The sequence below is a fragment of the Vibrio sp. 1078-1 genome (assembly GCF_033340475.1).
Genome location: NZ_JAWOWM010000002.1, coordinates 724,836 through 740,253, shown reverse-complemented (window position 1 = coordinate 740,253; position 15,418 = coordinate 724,836). Strand labels below are relative to the sequence as shown.

14 protein-coding genes are annotated in these 15,418 nt (G+C 43.8%); 4 read left to right on the top strand and 10 right to left on the bottom strand.

The window, feature by feature from the left end:
- The coding region (locus R7190_RS07170) for a VWA domain-containing protein (protein ID WP_318127100.1) at positions 1-3,836 on the top strand (3,836 nt) is incomplete at its 5' end.
- 52 nt (positions 3,837-3,888) lie between these two features.
- On the opposite strand, the gene R7190_RS07165 is transcribed toward R7190_RS07170, so the two are convergent.
- Together R7190_RS07165 and R7190_RS07160 are read right to left on the bottom strand one after the other, a co-directional pair.
- Positions 3,889-5,082 (bottom strand): class I SAM-dependent methyltransferase, encoded by a 1,194-nt coding sequence (locus R7190_RS07165; RefSeq protein WP_054579311.1) that lies wholly within the window; start codon positions 5,080-5,082, stop codon positions 3,889-3,891.
- A gap of 160 nt (positions 5,083-5,242) precedes the next feature.
- A complete protein-coding gene (locus tag R7190_RS07160; RefSeq protein WP_017821867.1) occupies positions 5,243-6,646 on the bottom strand; it encodes a methyl-accepting chemotaxis protein in 1,404 nt (467 codons plus the stop codon).
- A gap of 90 nt (positions 6,647-6,736) precedes the next feature.
- Between R7190_RS07160 and yccX the strand changes: the two genes are divergently transcribed.
- Entirely contained in the window at positions 6,737-7,009 is a 273-nt protein-coding gene (gene yccX, locus R7190_RS07155; protein ID WP_017634611.1) for an acylphosphatase, read from the top strand.
- Between the two features lie 2 nt (positions 7,010-7,011).
- On the opposite strand, the gene R7190_RS07150 is transcribed toward yccX, so the two are convergent.
- The gene (locus R7190_RS07150) at positions 7,012-7,341 is read right to left on the bottom strand and encodes a TusE/DsrC/DsvC family sulfur relay protein (RefSeq protein WP_005377396.1); all 330 of its coding nucleotides are present in this window, start codon (positions 7,339-7,341) and stop codon (positions 7,012-7,014) included.
- Positions 7,342-7,749: 408 nt separating this feature from the next.
- Between R7190_RS07150 and R7190_RS07145 the strand changes: the two genes are divergently transcribed.
- On the top strand, positions 7,750-8,124 hold the full coding sequence (locus R7190_RS07145) for a chromosome partitioning protein ParB (protein WP_005377398.1): 375 nt from the start codon (positions 7,750-7,752) through the stop codon (positions 8,122-8,124).
- Positions 8,125-8,200: 76 nt separating this feature from the next.
- On the opposite strand, the gene R7190_RS07140 is transcribed toward R7190_RS07145, so the two are convergent.
- From R7190_RS07140 to R7190_RS07115, 6 genes are all read right to left on the bottom strand, one after another.
- Positions 8,201-8,869 (bottom strand): Bax inhibitor-1/YccA family protein, encoded by a 669-nt coding sequence (locus R7190_RS07140; RefSeq protein ID WP_186585018.1) that lies wholly within the window; start codon positions 8,867-8,869, stop codon positions 8,201-8,203.
- A gap of 249 nt (positions 8,870-9,118) precedes the next feature.
- Positions 9,119-9,868: an amino acid ABC transporter ATP-binding protein gene (locus R7190_RS07135; RefSeq protein WP_005377400.1), complete on the bottom strand. Its 750-nt coding sequence runs from the start codon at positions 9,866-9,868 to the stop codon at positions 9,119-9,121.
- Between the two features lie 23 nt (positions 9,869-9,891).
- A complete protein-coding gene (locus R7190_RS07130) occupies positions 9,892-10,989 on the bottom strand; it encodes an amino acid ABC transporter permease (RefSeq protein ID WP_005389988.1) in 1,098 nt (365 codons plus the stop codon).
- A 1-nt stretch (position 10,990) separates the two neighbouring features.
- Positions 10,991-12,196, bottom strand: a complete 1,206-nt coding sequence (locus R7190_RS07125; protein WP_005377402.1) for an amino acid ABC transporter permease — start codon at positions 12,194-12,196, stop codon at positions 10,991-10,993.
- 19 nt (positions 12,197-12,215) lie between these two features.
- Positions 12,216-12,341, bottom strand: a complete 126-nt coding sequence (locus R7190_RS07120; RefSeq protein ID WP_277987590.1) for a hypothetical protein — start codon at positions 12,339-12,341, stop codon at positions 12,216-12,218.
- Between the two features lie 73 nt (positions 12,342-12,414).
- Positions 12,415-13,443: an amino acid ABC transporter substrate-binding protein gene (locus tag R7190_RS07115; RefSeq protein ID WP_005377403.1), complete on the bottom strand. Its 1,029-nt coding sequence runs from the start codon at positions 13,441-13,443 to the stop codon at positions 12,415-12,417.
- 460 nt (positions 13,444-13,903) lie between these two features.
- On the opposite strand from R7190_RS07115, the gene R7190_RS07110 reads away from it, so the two are divergent.
- A complete protein-coding gene (locus R7190_RS07110; protein ID WP_005377406.1) occupies positions 13,904-14,824 on the top strand; it encodes a bifunctional precorrin-2 dehydrogenase/sirohydrochlorin ferrochelatase in 921 nt (306 codons plus the stop codon).
- Positions 14,825-14,926: 102 nt separating this feature from the next.
- Here R7190_RS07110 and R7190_RS07105 read toward each other — a convergent pair whose 3' ends face one another.
- A complete protein-coding gene (locus tag R7190_RS07105; protein WP_005377415.1) occupies positions 14,927-15,409 on the bottom strand; it encodes a YajQ family cyclic di-GMP-binding protein in 483 nt (160 codons plus the stop codon).
- Between the last annotated feature and the right edge of the window lie 9 nt (positions 15,410-15,418).

Here is a 15,418-nt window from a genome sequence, read left to right as displayed (position 1 = left end):
GCGATACCGAAGTCGGTGACTTAGGCACCTTAGAATACAACACAGGCTCCGGTTGGGTTGCAGTGCCAAACGATGGCATTGTGACCGTTTCTGCTGGGCAAACTGAGTTTGATGTGCGTATCGCTTCCATTGATGACGCCGTTTATGAAGGCCCTGAAGATTTCAGTGTGACGGTGACTGGCATTGGTGCAGTGCAAGGCAGCGATACCGGTACGGCAACGATCGTGGACGATGGCACGGGTCCGGGCCCTGATCCGGATGATGACCGTCCAAGCGTGACTATCTCAGACGCTGGCACCATCAATGAGGGGGATACAGCCAACTTCAAAGTGACGCTATCGAACGCCTCCGAGTCTACAGTACAAGTCGAGCTAGGCCTCAACTTAGGTGACACCGAAACCGGTGACTTAGGCACCCTAGAATACAACACCGGGAGCGGTTGGGTGGCAGTGCCAAACGATGGCGTGGTAACGGTGCCAGCGGGGCAAACTGAGTTTGATGTGCGTATTGCTTCCATTGATGACGCCGTTTATGAAGGTCCTGAAGATTTCAGTGTCACGGTGACCGGCATTGGCGCAGTACAAGGCAGCGATACCGGTACGGCAACGATTATTGATAATGATGCTCCTCCTTCTATTTCAAATGTTGTGAATGCAGTTGTTTCGGAAGAAGGTTTAGCTAATGGTATCCCTGATAATACAGGATCACCTTCAGACACCACTAACTCCGCAAGTTTCTCAGGAACATTCACAGTTGCCGATCCAGACACGGCGAATGTTTCAGTGGTATTGGCAGGCCCTAACAACCTAACATCAAGAGGGGAGCCTATATCGTGGACGTGGGACAACAGTACTCAAACGCTGACTGCGAAAACTGCTCACCTGAGCGTTGTTGCTACTGTTGTGCTGAGCGAGCCTTCAGCTTCAGGTCAAGGCTCTTGGGACTATACTATTACTCTGTTTGAGCCACTTGATCATCCTGTTAATGATGTGGAAGACATCATCAACTTTGATTTACAGATTTCTGTAAGTGATGGACAAACAACAACATCTCAAAGCTTAAATGTGGCCGTTGAAGATGATTGCCCATACGTGCCTGTTGTTGTTCAACCCGTCGATGTGTCGCTTACTGGTGCACCTAACGTTCTGACAGGGCGCATAGATTTTGCAGGAAGTGAGGCAGACGCAACCAGTCGAACATTTGGGGATGTTGTTGTGACTGCAAACGGTTTTGTGTCTGACGAATCTGTGATGCTGGGAACAGCTGAAATCAATCAATCATCAGAAGGGATTGGCGTTAAAAGTTCTGGTAACAACGGCTTCCAATTAGAAAACGAAGTCGATTATCGATTCGCGGGTAATGAGGGTGTATCAGAGCAGTTAATCATAGACTTAGGCAATAAAGTTGCTTACGGAGCAGAAATAGAATTTGAGAAAATGTTTGGTGGTGAACTTGAGAAAGGAATCGCATCTTTTTATAGAGATGGTGTATTAATTGCTCAGCAATCGTTCAGCTCTGACGCAAGCAGTGGTGATTACGCGGCAAATTTCAATGTTCAACAGGGAGGCTTTGATAAAATCATCCTCGAGGCGACCAGTAATGGCAATGGCCCGGATACTGAAGACAACAGTGACTTTACCGTTAAATCAATAACCTTTACAGGTGCGTACTCTGGCGTGCCAATTGCTAGTGCGGATGGGAACCTCGGTGCTGTATATGGAGCTGATGGCCCTGGTTCTATAGTCTTAAATGGAGGTGAGGCTGGTTTAGAGACTCTAGATGGTAAAGACGTGTTGATATACGTCGATCCACAAAACTCTAATAGACTGATTGCAGAGGCTGATGGAGAGCTTGCATTCGAAGTTCAACTTACACCTAGCACTGGAAAATGGGAGTTCTTCCAATACTTACCTTTGACCTCACCTTATGGCGATGGGGATATCGATTTTAACTACACGATTACTGATAATGATGGAGACAGTAAAACGGGGTACTTTTCTGTCAACCCTTACGCCCCACCAATCGTAGAAGGTGTAACTCTAAACGTTTCTGAGGAAGGCTTAAGCAACGCCATTGCTGATGACTCTGCTCTAAACGGCTTTGATGACACAACTGACTCGAGTACTGATGTAGAACAATTGACGCTGGGTCAAACCGTTGATTCTGTTACGCTCAGTGAACCATCTACAGCTCTTACTAGTAACGGTATCTCTGTAACGTGGACGTTATCAAATAACGACCAAATGCTTATCGGTTCAGCGAACGGTGAAGAGGTTATCAAAATATCAGTCAATGATACTGGAGTGGTATCTACGGAGCTTCTTGGTCCGATTGATCACTCCAACCCATCTGGAGAAGACACCTTAAATATTGAGGTGCCTGTGCTTGTCTCGAATGCTCGTGGTCTTACTAACTCCACAACGGTCAACGTTATTGTGGAAGATGACTCACCAGATTCTGCATCTATTATTCACGATGTAGTTGCAGAAACTAAAGAAAGTGCCAACGTTCAGCTCATAATGGATGTCTCGGGTTCTATGCGAACGGATAATCGCTTGCAGATAATGAAAGATTCGGCAACTCAGTTATTGAATCAATATGAGTCTATCGGTCAAACGCGAGTTCAAATTATTACTTATAGCAGTACAGCATCCACTTACGCTATAGGTGCTGCGACGTGGCTGACGGTCGAGGAGGCCAAAGCGTATATTGAGACGCTAACTGCGGGTGGCGCGACTAACTATAACAACGCGCTAAATGAAGCAAAACAGTCATGGGATGATGTAGGTAAGTTAACCAGTGCGTCGAATGTTAGTTACTTCTTGTCAGATGGTCAGCCAAACCCTGCGTCATCATTTATAAACGACGCTCGCGAGCAGAGTTGGATTGATCACCTAACCGATCCTGATAATCAGATAACAGCCCTAGCGTATGGTATGGGCGTTAATCTTATGCCGGAGCAATTAGATCGCGTAGCATATGATGGCTTTTTGAATCAAGACCTTGATGGTGTTGTGGTTCCTGACGTAACTCAATTACCTCCGGTTATGTTGCAGTCAGTGATTCAACCTGTTGGGGGGAACTTGATGTATACCACTTCTCCAGATACAGGTATTGGTGCAGATGGTGGTTATATTAGCGAAATAGAACATGACGGTGTCACTTATTCGTTTGATGGTACAGACCTAATAGTAACTGACAATAACGATGGTATTTCGCATGCATTTGACGACACAACGATGCAGCTTACTATCTATATCGACAGCAAACATACTCTGGAAATCGACCTAAACGATGGTGCGTATGCATTTTATGGTGCAGTGGGTGATACAGTTGAAACGTTAGACTTCGATTATGTATTGACGGATAACGATGGCGATCAAAGTGAGAATACCCTGCAATTCGTTATTGATGAAAACGGAGGAGTAAATGCTTCAAGTAATGGCTCTGCAAATATTATTGAAGCTGAAGTAGACGTAAGTCATGACATCTTGATCGGTAATGATAACGAGGCAGATGTCTTTAAATGGGTCAACGACTCCTTGGATACAGGAACAGATCTAATTAGAGGTTTTGAGAGAGATTTGGACACCTTAGATCTGAGTGAAGTCGTTGAAGATGCAGGGCACAATACGATAGAAGAACTTCTTAATAGTATTGACTTGAACATTGATGGCGATGACTTATCTCTAGAAATAACCCATAACGATGGAAACTCAATTCAAACTATCGTAATAGAAAACGGGGCGACAGAGTTTAGTGATTTAATCGTGGGAAATGCGGACTTTGAGAGAGATGTGTTATCCGCACTAACTAAGGTTAACTTAGAGCCATAATGAAAAGGGCCAGTAGGCCCTTTTCTTCTGCTTTGTCTTACTTATTCGTAGCCTAAAGCACTTTACATGCAAAACCTTTTAAGTAGAAGCCTTCTGGATATGCTGTATCGGTTGGGTGGTCAGCGGCTTGCTCAAAACGCTCCACAAACTTTACTTGGCGGTTAGCGTCTACGGCTGCATCAGCGATGATTTTCTGGAACAGAACTTGATCCATCAAGCCAGAGCACGAGTAGGTCAGTAGAGTGCCGCCCGGTTTTAGAATTTGCATTGCTAGCATGTTGATGTCTTTGTAACCACGACATGCACCGTTTAGTTGTGCTTTGCTCTCTGCGAACTTCGGTGGGTCCATAATAACCACATCGAACTGAGTTCCTTGATCACGATACTCACGAAGCAGCTTAAACACGTCTGCATTTAGGAACACGGCACGCTTCTTCGAAATATCAAAATCGTTTAGCTCTGCGTTGAATTTTGCGGTATCTAAAGCAGGTTGCGACACGTCAGCGTTAATCACACGCTTTGCATCACCTTTTAGAGCGTAAAGTCCGAAGCCACCTGTGTAAGAGAAGCAGTTAAGAACTTCTTTGCCTTTCATATATTTCATCGCTTGCTGGCGACTATCACGTTGATCTAGGTAGAAACCTGTTTTGTGTCCGCCAACGATATCTACACTAATCTTTACGCCATTTTCTTCGATGACGACCGATTTAGGTGGCTCTTCGCCATGCAAAACGCCCGTGCTCTCTTTTAAACCTTCTTTTTTACGAACGGCCACGTCAGAGCGCTCGTACACATTACAATCAGGGAAGCACTCAACCAGAGCGTCAACAATAGCCTGCTTATTGTGTTCTGCGCCAGCACTGAGAAGTTGGCACACAAAGAAATTTTGGTAACGGTCGATCGTAACGCCAGGTAAGCCGTCAGACTCTGCTGCGATAAGGCGATAACCCGTAAGGCCATCACGTTTGATAATGTCTTCACGAAGAAGTTGTGCGTCTTTAAGTCGTTTAACGAAAAACGCGGTGTCGATTTCTTCTTTATCAAAACTCCAAATACGAGCACGAATTTGTGAAGCTGGCGAATATGCCGCCTTAGCTAGCCATTTACCGTCGTGAGTGAATACATCAACCGTTTCGCCAAGAGCAGGTTCGCCCTCAACTTTGTTGATGCCTCGAGAGAAGATCCAAGGGTGCTTGCGCTTGACCGATTTCTCACGACCTTTAACCAAATAGATAGCAGCTGTCATTTCATTAGCTCTTGTTGAATTTTGAAAGGGGCGTATTGTCCGGGATGTAAATGGTAAAAGCAATATCCCTCGGCAATCCAGTACATTGTAGTGACTTTTAAATACAAAAAAGGTCACTAAAGTGACCCTTTTATTGAATTTGCTGTAATAGATTCCGTTGCTATGCTTTAAGTCCAGTAAGTAGTGCTTCCATTGTGTCGCTTTGCTTACGCAGTTGATCAACGTTTTGTGAAGTCGTGCTTATCATATTGCACACGTTATCTGCTTGAACTCGAATTTCTTCAACGCTTGAGGCGATATTGTCCGCGACTACACCTTGCTCTTCAGCTGCTGTTGCAATTTGAATGCTACTGTCGGAGATAGTTTGATTTTTATCTGCCAAAGAGCCGATTTCGTGATTCACTTCCGTCATGAGGTTTTGTCCCTCATTTGCGTTATTAACTGTCACTTCCATCAGCTTAGTAAGTGACTGACTGTTACGCTGTAACGATTCAATCATCGTTTGGATTTCCACTGTCGCTTGCTGAGTGCGTCCCGCAAGAGCGCGAACCTCATCCGCAACGACCGCAAATCCACGACCTTGTTCTCCAGCACGTGCAGCTTCAATAGCCGCGTTCAGAGCAAGTAGGTTGGTTTGCTCGGAGATCCCATTGATGGTTGTCACGACTTCATCAATTTGTGCTGCATTGGCATCTAACTCGGCAACGGCTTGAGACGCAGATTGAATCTCATTAGAAAGGTTCGAAATCGAGTGAAGCGTATTCTCAACTTTCACTTGTCCAGACTGAGCCACGTTTCGCGCATCATCGGTTTGCGTGCTTGAATCGTGAGCTAGTGTCGCGACTTCTCGAATCGTTGATGCCATCTGTTCAGTTGCACTCGCAAGAGAGTTGAGGTGTTCCTGCTGAGTCGCTGAAATATCTGAACTGTGATGAATCGATTGATTCAGGTCTGAGCTAATTTGTTGCATTAACGCCACAGACTCTTGAATCGACAGCACCATTTGTTGCTCTCGTTCTGCAACTTTGTCTATCGTAATAGCAATTTCACTAAACTCGTCGCGAACAGGGAAGAAGTTCATTCTCGCAGTTAAGTCGCCACCCGCAAGGGTGTTTAATGCTTTGTTCATCGTGAACATCGCGCCGCCAATAAACGTCATGATGTAGTAAACGCCAAGAGCGAGAATAAACAAGCTCACACAGATGATGCTCACTTGAGTCGTTGATAGGGCAGTCCATAAAGAAAGTTCATGGTTCGCAACCAAACTGTACGCACCATTTAAAACAGACACGGATTGCGAACCAGAGCCAATAGAAACGGTTTCTGAACCCGCTATGAGGCTTGCTACTTGAGATTGAGAAAGGTTGCCTGCCTCTATCAGACCTTTCATAAGCATGAGCTCTTCTTGGTACATACTTGAGATCAGTGTATTAGCCGCGCTATTAAGGACGAGAGTGAGAATGACTAAAGCAAGAAGAGGGAGAACGAAGAGCAAATAGAACTTTTCTTGAATCTTTAAGTGAATGAGATACTTATCAATCCAGCGGAATGGAATTTCTTTCATAATTATAATAACCGTGCAAAAACCCACTATCCTTAGTGGGGTGAATAGACGAAAAGAATATATCACTCAGTAAAAAGAAGCGGTACAAAGATGAACGTAAAGTGTGAGAGATTTATAGTAAAAGGTCATGTTCAAGGCGTGGGCTTTCGTTACCATACTTCCCATCAAGGATTGAAGCTAGGGTTAACAGGTTATGCGAAGAACCTAAACAATGGTGATGTTGAAGTGATGGCGTGTGGAACAGACGCGCAAATAGTTGCGTTTTCGGAATGGTTACAAGAAGGACCGCGAACGGCAACAGTAGAGCATGTGATGCAGGAGCCTGCGTCGTATAAGCCGTTACGCGGTTTTAAAATTTTATGAATCTACAAGCATTTAGCTGGCTTTGGTAGGCCGGCTAATTTGGTTGCTTGTTTGGCTGGCCCCTTTTTAAACAGCTTGAATAGATACTTACTGTTACCTTTTTCCGGGCCGTGCGCTTTTTCCATCGCTTTCACAAGCATACGCACTGCAGGGGAGGTATTAAACTCTTCATAAAAGTCTCGCACAAAATGCACAACTTCCAAATGAGCATCCGTAAGCTCGATGTCTTCTTCTTTTGCTAAAAGCTCAATCATACCTTCTTCCCATTGAGTATGATCCAATAAGTAGCCTTGAGCATCCGTTTCAATTTCTTTGCCGTTGTAAACGAACATAACGTTTTATCCGTTAAGTAAACATGGATGTTTATAGATTAGCGACAGCCGAGAATGTTCTCAACAAAAGAATCTCGAAGTAGTGCCGAGCGAAGCAAAAGCGTACAAAATGGTGAGTGTTTTTGACTGAGCTAGGCACTTTGATATAAATGCTCTTTTATTCAAATAAATAGGAAACTATTCAGTTTGTTAGAAATTTTACGGGGTGAGTACCAACGAAATTGCATGGATATCCAGGCTTATTCATTTTTGTTTTGGTTTTTTCTTGGCTACTTGTCTGATTATGGGATTTTATGGGTGAATGAATAGCTGACAACGTTGTGTTTGTTTTCATAGACCGATATTCTCATTGGATTAATGAAAGCCTGTATTCAGGTTAGAAACAACAATGATGACAAGGAGTTAGTCATGTCGAAACAACGTTACATTGAGATTAATGACAATGTAAAATCCACTTGGTCCATCGAGCGTATTTGGCAACTTGCAGAATCCTTACCTGTAGAAGAAATTTCGATTGATGATATCAAAGGCCCAAATGAAGTGACTTGGTTTAGTCATGAAGGGCCACAGCCAACCTGCCGTGAAATTGCAAAACATTGCCAACGAATCAACAATGCTGATTTGTCGTATCCGGTAATCTTAACCAGTGACTATCGTGTTTTTGACGGTATGCACCGAATCGCCAAGCAAATCATGTTAGGAGAGGAAACGATCAAAGTGAGACGCTTTAGAGAAAATCCAGAAGCTGACGAAGTTATCGAGTTGTCAGTAGAGCAGGCGTAATACACTGAATTGCACACAAAGAAAAAGCCCGAAGGAATTACCTTCGGGCTTTTTTATTCTACTTAACGAGAAACGATTAATCGTCGTTCATAATACCTAGAATGCTTAGTAGACTAGTGAACAAGTTAAGGATGTTTAGGTACATCGAAATTGTTGCACTGATGTAGTTTGTCTCTTCGCCACGAACGATACGACTTGTATCGAATAGGATGAAACCAGAGAACACGAGTGCAGAAACACTGCTGATTACTAGGTGAGCCATTGTTGAAGCAACGAAGATGTTAATCAGCGCTGCAACGATCACAATGATCAAACCCGCCATCAGGAAGTTGCGCATGAAAGAGAAATCTTTCTTGCTTGAAATGGTGTAAGCCGATAGGCCAAGGAACACCATACCAGTCAAACCTAGAGCTTGAGCAATGATAGTAGGACCGTTTGGAATTGATGCGTAGTAGTTAAGCATTGGACCTAAAGCACCACCCATTAGAGTCGTGAAAACGAATGTCCAAACGATACCAGATGATGAGTTGATTGCCTTTGGCATAACAAAGAACAAAATACCAATCGCTGCAAGCTGCATCACAATTGCCATGATTGGTGAAATTTGCATTGCCATAGTCGCGACTGCTGCGATAGCACTGGTCATCAGTGTCATCGACAGTAGGAAGTAAGTGTTTTTCAGTACTTTGTTAGTTTCTAGTGTATTAGGAACACTTGTTGAACGAGTAAACATTGGACTGTTCATAATTATCCTCAATAAGGGAGTTTACTATTGGTACATTTATGGGGCTGAAAGTTCAAAAAATCAAGCCCTTTTCATGCATATCCTAGATAAAATGATAATGGAAATAAGATGTTATGTATTTGGCAACTTGTAACACAATATTACTGCCTAGCATAGCTATGTTGATTCTCACACGGATTTTTGAATTTAGTAACAAAAAGCACTGGCTTCATAGAAACCAGTGCTTTTTTATGTCGATTCGGCTAAATCTTAGTGGTGTAAGATTTGCGCTAGGAAGTTTTGGGTCCTATCCGATTGAGGATTCTCAAAGAAGTCGACCGGGTTGTTTTCTTCGATGATCTCTCCTGCGTCCATGAATATCACGCGATCGGCAACCTCTTTAGCAAAGCCCATTTCATGTGTCACACATAGCATAGTCATGCCTTCCTCGGCGAGTTCGACCATTACATCCAGTACTTCGCGAACCATTTCCGGGTCGAGTGCAGATGTTGGCTCATCAAAAAGCATGACTTTAGGGTTCATACACAAAGAGCGAGCAATCGCCACACGTTGTTGCTGGCCACCAGACAGCTGACCGGGATACTTCTCCGCTTGGTCTGGAATTTTTACACGTTCCAGATATTTCATCGCAACTGCTTCTGCCTCATCTTTTGGCATCTTCTTCACCCAGATAGGCGCGAGCGTACAGTTTTCCAGTACGGTTAAATGAGGGAAGAGATTAAAGTGTTGAAAGCACATGCCCACTTCTCGGCGTACTGCTTCAATGTTCTTTAAGTCTTCAGTTAATTCCGTACCAGAGACGTAAATGCTGCCTGCTTGGTGTTCTTCAAGGCGGTTAATACAGCGAATCATCGTTGATTTTCCCGACCCAGATGGGCCACAGATAACGATTTTCTCGCCGCGCTTAACGTCGAGGTTAATATTTTTTAGTACGTGAAACTCACCATACCATTTATTCATGTCCTTCAATTGGATCATGTAATCTTGTTGTTGCGTCATAATACGTCCTTGATCTTGATGAGTTATCGTTTGTGACCGGTATGAAGTTTGTTTTCAAGCCATATCGAATAGCGTGACATGCCAAAACAAAATACCCAAAACACTAACGCGACAAATACATAACTTTCAGTAGCAAAACCTAACCATTCAGGGTCGGTATTTGCTGCTTGTCCTATACCGAGTACGTCAAACATGCCAATGATGAGTACTAAACTGGTGTCTTTAAACAAACCGATAAAGGTGTTCACGATAGAAGGAATAGTAATCTTTAGCGCCTGTGGCAAGATAATAAGCCCAGTCTTTTTCCAGTAACTTAACCCAAGCGCATCAGCGGCTTCATATTGACCTTTCGGAATGGCTTGTAGACCACCGCGTACCACTTCTGCCATGTAAGCGGAGGCAAACATAACCACACCGATAAGGGCGCGAATCAGTTTATCTGTCTCTGAACCTTCAGACATAAACAATGGAAGCATAACCGAAGCCATGAACAAAACCGTAATAAGCGGAACGCCACGCCAAACTTCAATGTAGACGGTACAAATGCTGCGAATGATCGGCATCTCTGAACGTCTACCAAGCGCAAGCACCACACCAATTGGCAGTGAAACTACGATACCAACTAACGCAATAATGAGCGTAACGAGTAATCCACCCCATTTGTGTGTATCGACCACTTCTAGTCCAAAGACACCCCCGTATAACAGCCCAGCGATGATGAATGGATAGATGTTTACGAAGAAAAGCCAAATCCACATCCGTTTCGGTGTCTTCTCATACGCGAGTAAAACGGTAAATATGGCTAATGTGATATAGAAAAGGCGAGGGCGCCATAGTTCGGACTCTGGATAAAAACCATACATGAACTGCTCCCAGCGCACGCTGATAAATACCCAGCAAGCACCATCTCGGCTACAGTCGTCACGCGTTGAGCCAATCCAGTCTGCGTTAATAAACGCCCAATCCACGATATACCATATTGCAGTTACGACAATATACGCAAGAATGACAGTAACAATGGAATTGATAGGGCCATTAAATAGATTTTTCCGCATCCAACCAACGAAGCCTACAGTATTGGCGGGTGGTGGGAGATCCGGTTGAAATTGATGAGTACTCATATTATCTCTCCACCAGCGCGACTTTACGGTTATACAAGTTCATTAATGCAGACGTAATCAGACTTAATGTCAAGTACACGCCCATCGTCATCGCAATGATCTCAATCGCTTGTCCCGTTTGGTTCAGGGTAGTACCAGCAAACACAGAGACAAGATCTGGGTAACCAATCGCCATCGCTAACGATGAGTTTTTGGTGAGGTTGAGATATTGACTGGTTAAAGGTGGAATAATAATTCGTAACGCTTGAGGAATGACAACAAGCTTTAAAGTTTTCGAGCGTGGTAAGCCTAGCGACATCGCTGCTTCGGTTTGACCATGGCTAACCGCATTAATACCAGAGCGCACAATCTCAGCAATGAAAGAAGCTGTATAAACACTCAATGCCAAAAGTAGCGCAGCCAATTCAGGAATAATGCTAATACCACCTCGGAAATTAAACCCTTTTAGTTCAGGATAATTCAGTGAAATTGGCATACCAGCAAGGAAGTACACAACCAATGGAAGGCCAACAACTAAACCCAAAACTATTCTTCCCATTGGGGTTTGTTGCCCAGTGAGACGTTGCTTATTATTCGCCCATACATTAATTAATAAGCTTGCGATTACCCCGAAGATTAACGCGGCAATAACGTAGCTACTGCCAGGTTCCATAGTCGGTGCAGGGAAATATAAGCCACGAACGTTCAAGAAAATAGCTTCACCAAGACTTAAGCTTTGGCGTGGTGAGGGTAATGCTTGAAGAACAGCGAAATACCAGAAGAATATTTGCAGAAGAAGGGGGATATTTCGGAAAGTTTCGATATAAACTGCCGCTAAACGACTAACTAACCAGTTAGAAGAAAGGCGGGCAACCCCCATGGTAAAGCCAATCACAGTAGCCAGAATAATACCTAATACGGAGACTAACGCCGTATTAAGAAGGCCGATGATAAATGTTCTACCGTAAGAGTACGTTTCATCGTATTCAATTAATGTTAACCCAATACCAAATCCGGCTTCTTGATTCAGAAAACCGAAGCCCGTTGCAATACCACGAGCATCTAAGTTATTGAGAGCGTTGTTTACAATCGTGTAAAAGAAAAATACCAGTGCAGCAATGGCAATGATCTGGAAAATAGCAGAACGAAAGGCAGGATTATAAATCAGGCTCTTGCTTCCGCTTGGTTTGGACATCGTACTTGGCGATGCATCTTGTGTCGGTTTCATACAGCGATAACCTCAAACCTTAGTTATAGATATCGGCCTGTATAAAGAAGTTTCGTCCTTGCTGGCTAAAGAATAACGCTCCCATGTCTGGTGACTTACGAACCTTTAAAGCCGTTCCACCAAGCGAGCGCTTTTCGCCATCCAATGAGCGATCCTTACTCATACAGTGAGATATAATCAAGAAAAAGGGCGGCATGAACCGCCCTGATTAACTCTTTCTATCGGATTGGTGGCGCGTACATAAAGCCGCCTGCATTCCATAGCGCATTAACGCCACGAGAGATTTCTAACGGCGAACCAGTACCGACTGTACGTTCGAAGCTTTCACCATAGTTACCAACTTGTTTGATAACCTGGTAGCCCCAATCGTCGCGGATACCCAACCCTTTGCCTTTAGGGCCATCAACACCAAGGATACGCTTGATGTTTGGATCTGTTGACTTCAGCATTTCATCCGCATTCTTCGAACTAATACCGTATTCTTCAGCGTTAATCATCGCAGACAATGTCCACTTAGCGATGTTAAACCATTGATCATCGCCTTGACGAACGACTGGACCTAGTGGCTCTTTAGAGATGATTTCTGGAAGAACGGCCGCAGAGGACGGATCTTTCAAATTCAAACGTAGTGCATAAAGGCCAGATTGGTCAGTTGTTAATACGTCACAGCGTCCCGCATCAAAACCTTTCGAAGTTTGCGCCGCTGTGTCGAATACCACTGGTTTGTACGCCATGCCTTGGTTGCGGAAATAATCTGCAAGGTTTAGCTCGGTTGTTGTACCTGATTGAACACATACCGACGCACCATCAAGCTCTTTAGCACTTGATATACCAAGCTCCTTCTTCACCATAAAACCTTGACCGTCGTAGTAGTTCACACCTACGAAGTTTAGGCCCAGTGCAGTGTCGCGGTGGAGAGTCCAGGTCGTGTTACGGGAAAGCACATCAATCTCACCAGATTGAAGCGCAGTGAAACGTTCTTTTGCGGTTAGGGGTACATATTTAACTTTCGTTTTATCCCCAAGAACAGCTGCAGCCAGTGCTTGGCAATATTCTACGTCGATACCTTCCCATTCGCCTTTTGAGTTAGGGTTAGAGAAACCAGGTAGACCGGTACTTACGCCACAAGTAAGAAAGCCTTGTTTTGTGACTTTGTCCAGAGTAGTGTCTGCTGCTTGAGCTGATGTTGCCATCATCGCAGTAGAAGCCGCTACGACGGAAGCAAGAACTGTGAGTTTATTTGCCATTTGTATCCTTCCTGTATGATCCATGTTTAATCAGGAGTGACCTGAAATAACGTGTCCAATTCGTTAGAGTTATCGTCCTACGTGATTGATTTTCGAAGAAACGGCATTCGATAGATCAACCAGTTATAAGCGTAGGAAAGGATCTGTTAATTCTCAAATATATAATTTAAATGAAGTTTTGAGAGAACTTACAAAGTGCCTTGAGATTTAGAATGACGAAATGTTAATTGTTTGTAAATAGTGCAATTCATGGACAATTTGGTGCATCAGAACAATCAATAGAAGAGTGAACAATACAAAAGAATAAAAAGTTGTTATTAAAACTGTCATTAGCTGAGCAAGGTGAAGTTCAGTAAAAATTCAAACAAAAATTATTTGTGATACCGAAACAGGGTGATGAGCTTGCCCCATTTTTGGTAGCATGGTCTACAACAGCTAATTAGAGTAATCATGGATTGAAATGCGATATTTTCCTCTGTTCTTAGATTTAATTAATAAACCCGTTCTCGTCGTGGGTGGCGGTGAGGTGGCAAGCCGAAAGGTGGAAGCGTTGCTAAAGGCTGGGGCGGATGTGACTATCGTTTCTCCGACGTTGGTTGATTTTCTGTCTAAGCTTGCTTCTGAGCATCAACTGCGCTGGGTACAACGTTTCTATTCGAGTGACATTGTCACTAAAAACTTTGTTCAAGTGTGGGCGACGACAGACAATCCTGAGCTAAATCACCAAGTGTACAAAGATGCCAAAGAGCTAGGCATCTTGGTTAACGTTGTGGATGATAAGCCTTATTGTGATTTCATCACGCCGTCTATGATTAATCGTGGCCGCATCCAAATCGCTATCTCTAGTGGTGGAGCTTCGCCAGTTTTAATTCGAAACATCCGTGAAAAACTTGAATCGATACTGCCACAAAACATGGGGTTGATGGCGGATTTTGCTAACTCAAAGCGAAACTCAATTAAAGAGGCGCTGCCTAGTGTCGATTTACGCCGCAAGTTTTGGGAGCAATTCTTCTCGAATCCCGAGGTGGAAAACGCGCGAGATAATCGTGAGTTAGAAGCAATTTACCAAGCGACCATGGCAACACCCTTAGATGAAAAGGGAAGTTGTACTTGGGTTCATGTTGGGAAAGATGTTGAGATGTTGCCAATAAAAGCCGTACGCTATATGCAACAAGCGGAGCTGGCTCTGTACTCAACTCGATGTGAAGCGAATGTGTTAGAACTAATACGAAGAGATGCAGAAAGAGAAGCTTTCTCGAGCGCTGCTGAGCTTTCGGATATGCTGGCCAAGGCTAAAGCTGAAAAGCTTCGAATTTGCGTGTTCATACCACAAGGAACGAGCGAATTCGTATTGCTGCAAGGGCAGGACTTGGTTATCTAGCAATGCCAAATGCTAAAAGTGGATACGTAGTTCGTTACACAAAAGCCAATAAAAAACGCCAGCGGATTATGCGCTGGCGTTTTTACTTACTTCTCAGATTGATTAATCACGGAAGTTGTTAAACTGGAATGGGATACCCATCTCTGCTTCACGAATCGCTGCCATTGTCGCTTGCAGGTCGTCGCGTTTCTTACCAGTAACACGTACTTTGTCGCCTTGAATAGAAGCTTGTACTTTTAACTTTGCGTCTTTGATAAGTTTCACTACTTTTTTCGCCGTTGGAGTATCAATACCTTGACGGAAAAGCAGAGTTTGGTGCCAGTTTTTACCAGTAACGTCTGGGTCTTGTGCATCCATTGCGTTCGCGTCAATGTTACGCTTCGCTAAGTGGCCGCGTAAAATGTCGCGCATTTGCTTAAGTTGGAAGTCACCTTCCGCAGACATTTTTACGTTTTCTTCTACTAGCTCAAAGCTCGCATTTACGTTGCGGAAATCGAAACGAGTAGACAATTCACGGTTAGCGTTATCAACGGCGTTACGTAGTTCAACCGTATCGATTTCAGAAACAATATCAAACGATGGCATGAAGATTCC

What these genes read in the sequence shown, in the direction of transcription:
- R7190_RS07160 (WP_017821867.1), bottom strand. Translation starts at nt 6,646, where the DNA reads ATGAAAGAAATTCCATTCCGCTGGATTGATAAGTATCTCATTCACTTA.
- R7190_RS07125 (WP_005377402.1), bottom strand. Translation starts at nt 12,196, where the DNA reads ATGAAACCGACACAAGATGCATCGCCAAGTACGATGTCCAAACCAAGC.
- R7190_RS07135 (WP_005377400.1), bottom strand. Translation starts at nt 9,868, where the DNA reads ATGACGCAACAACAAGATTACATGATCCAATTGAAGGACATGAATAAA.
- R7190_RS07105 (WP_005377415.1), bottom strand. Translation starts at nt 15,409, where the DNA reads ATGCCATCGTTTGATATTGTTTCTGAAATCGATACGGTTGAACTACGT.
- R7190_RS07150 (WP_005377396.1), bottom strand. Translation starts at nt 7,341, where the DNA reads ATGTTCGTTTACAACGGCAAAGAAATTGAAACGGATGCTCAAGGCTAC.
- R7190_RS07115 (WP_005377403.1), bottom strand. Translation starts at nt 13,443, where the DNA reads ATGGCAAATAAACTCACAGTTCTTGCTTCCGTCGTAGCGGCTTCTACT.
- R7190_RS07110 (WP_005377406.1), top strand. Translation starts at nt 13,904, where the DNA reads ATGCGATATTTTCCTCTGTTCTTAGATTTAATTAATAAACCCGTTCTC.
- R7190_RS07165 (WP_054579311.1), bottom strand. Translation starts at nt 5,082, where the DNA reads ATGACAGCTGCTATCTATTTGGTTAAAGGTCGTGAGAAATCGGTCAAG.
- R7190_RS07130 (WP_005389988.1), bottom strand. Translation starts at nt 10,989, where the DNA reads ATGAGTACTCATCAATTTCAACCGGATCTCCCACCACCCGCCAATACT.
- R7190_RS07145 (WP_005377398.1), top strand. Translation starts at nt 7,750, where the DNA reads ATGTCGAAACAACGTTACATTGAGATTAATGACAATGTAAAATCCACT.
- R7190_RS07140 (WP_186585018.1), bottom strand. Translation starts at nt 8,869, where the DNA reads ATGAACAGTCCAATGTTTACTCGTTCAACAAGTGTTCCTAATACACTA.
- yccX (WP_017634611.1), top strand. Translation starts at nt 6,737, where the DNA reads ATGAACGTAAAGTGTGAGAGATTTATAGTAAAAGGTCATGTTCAAGGC.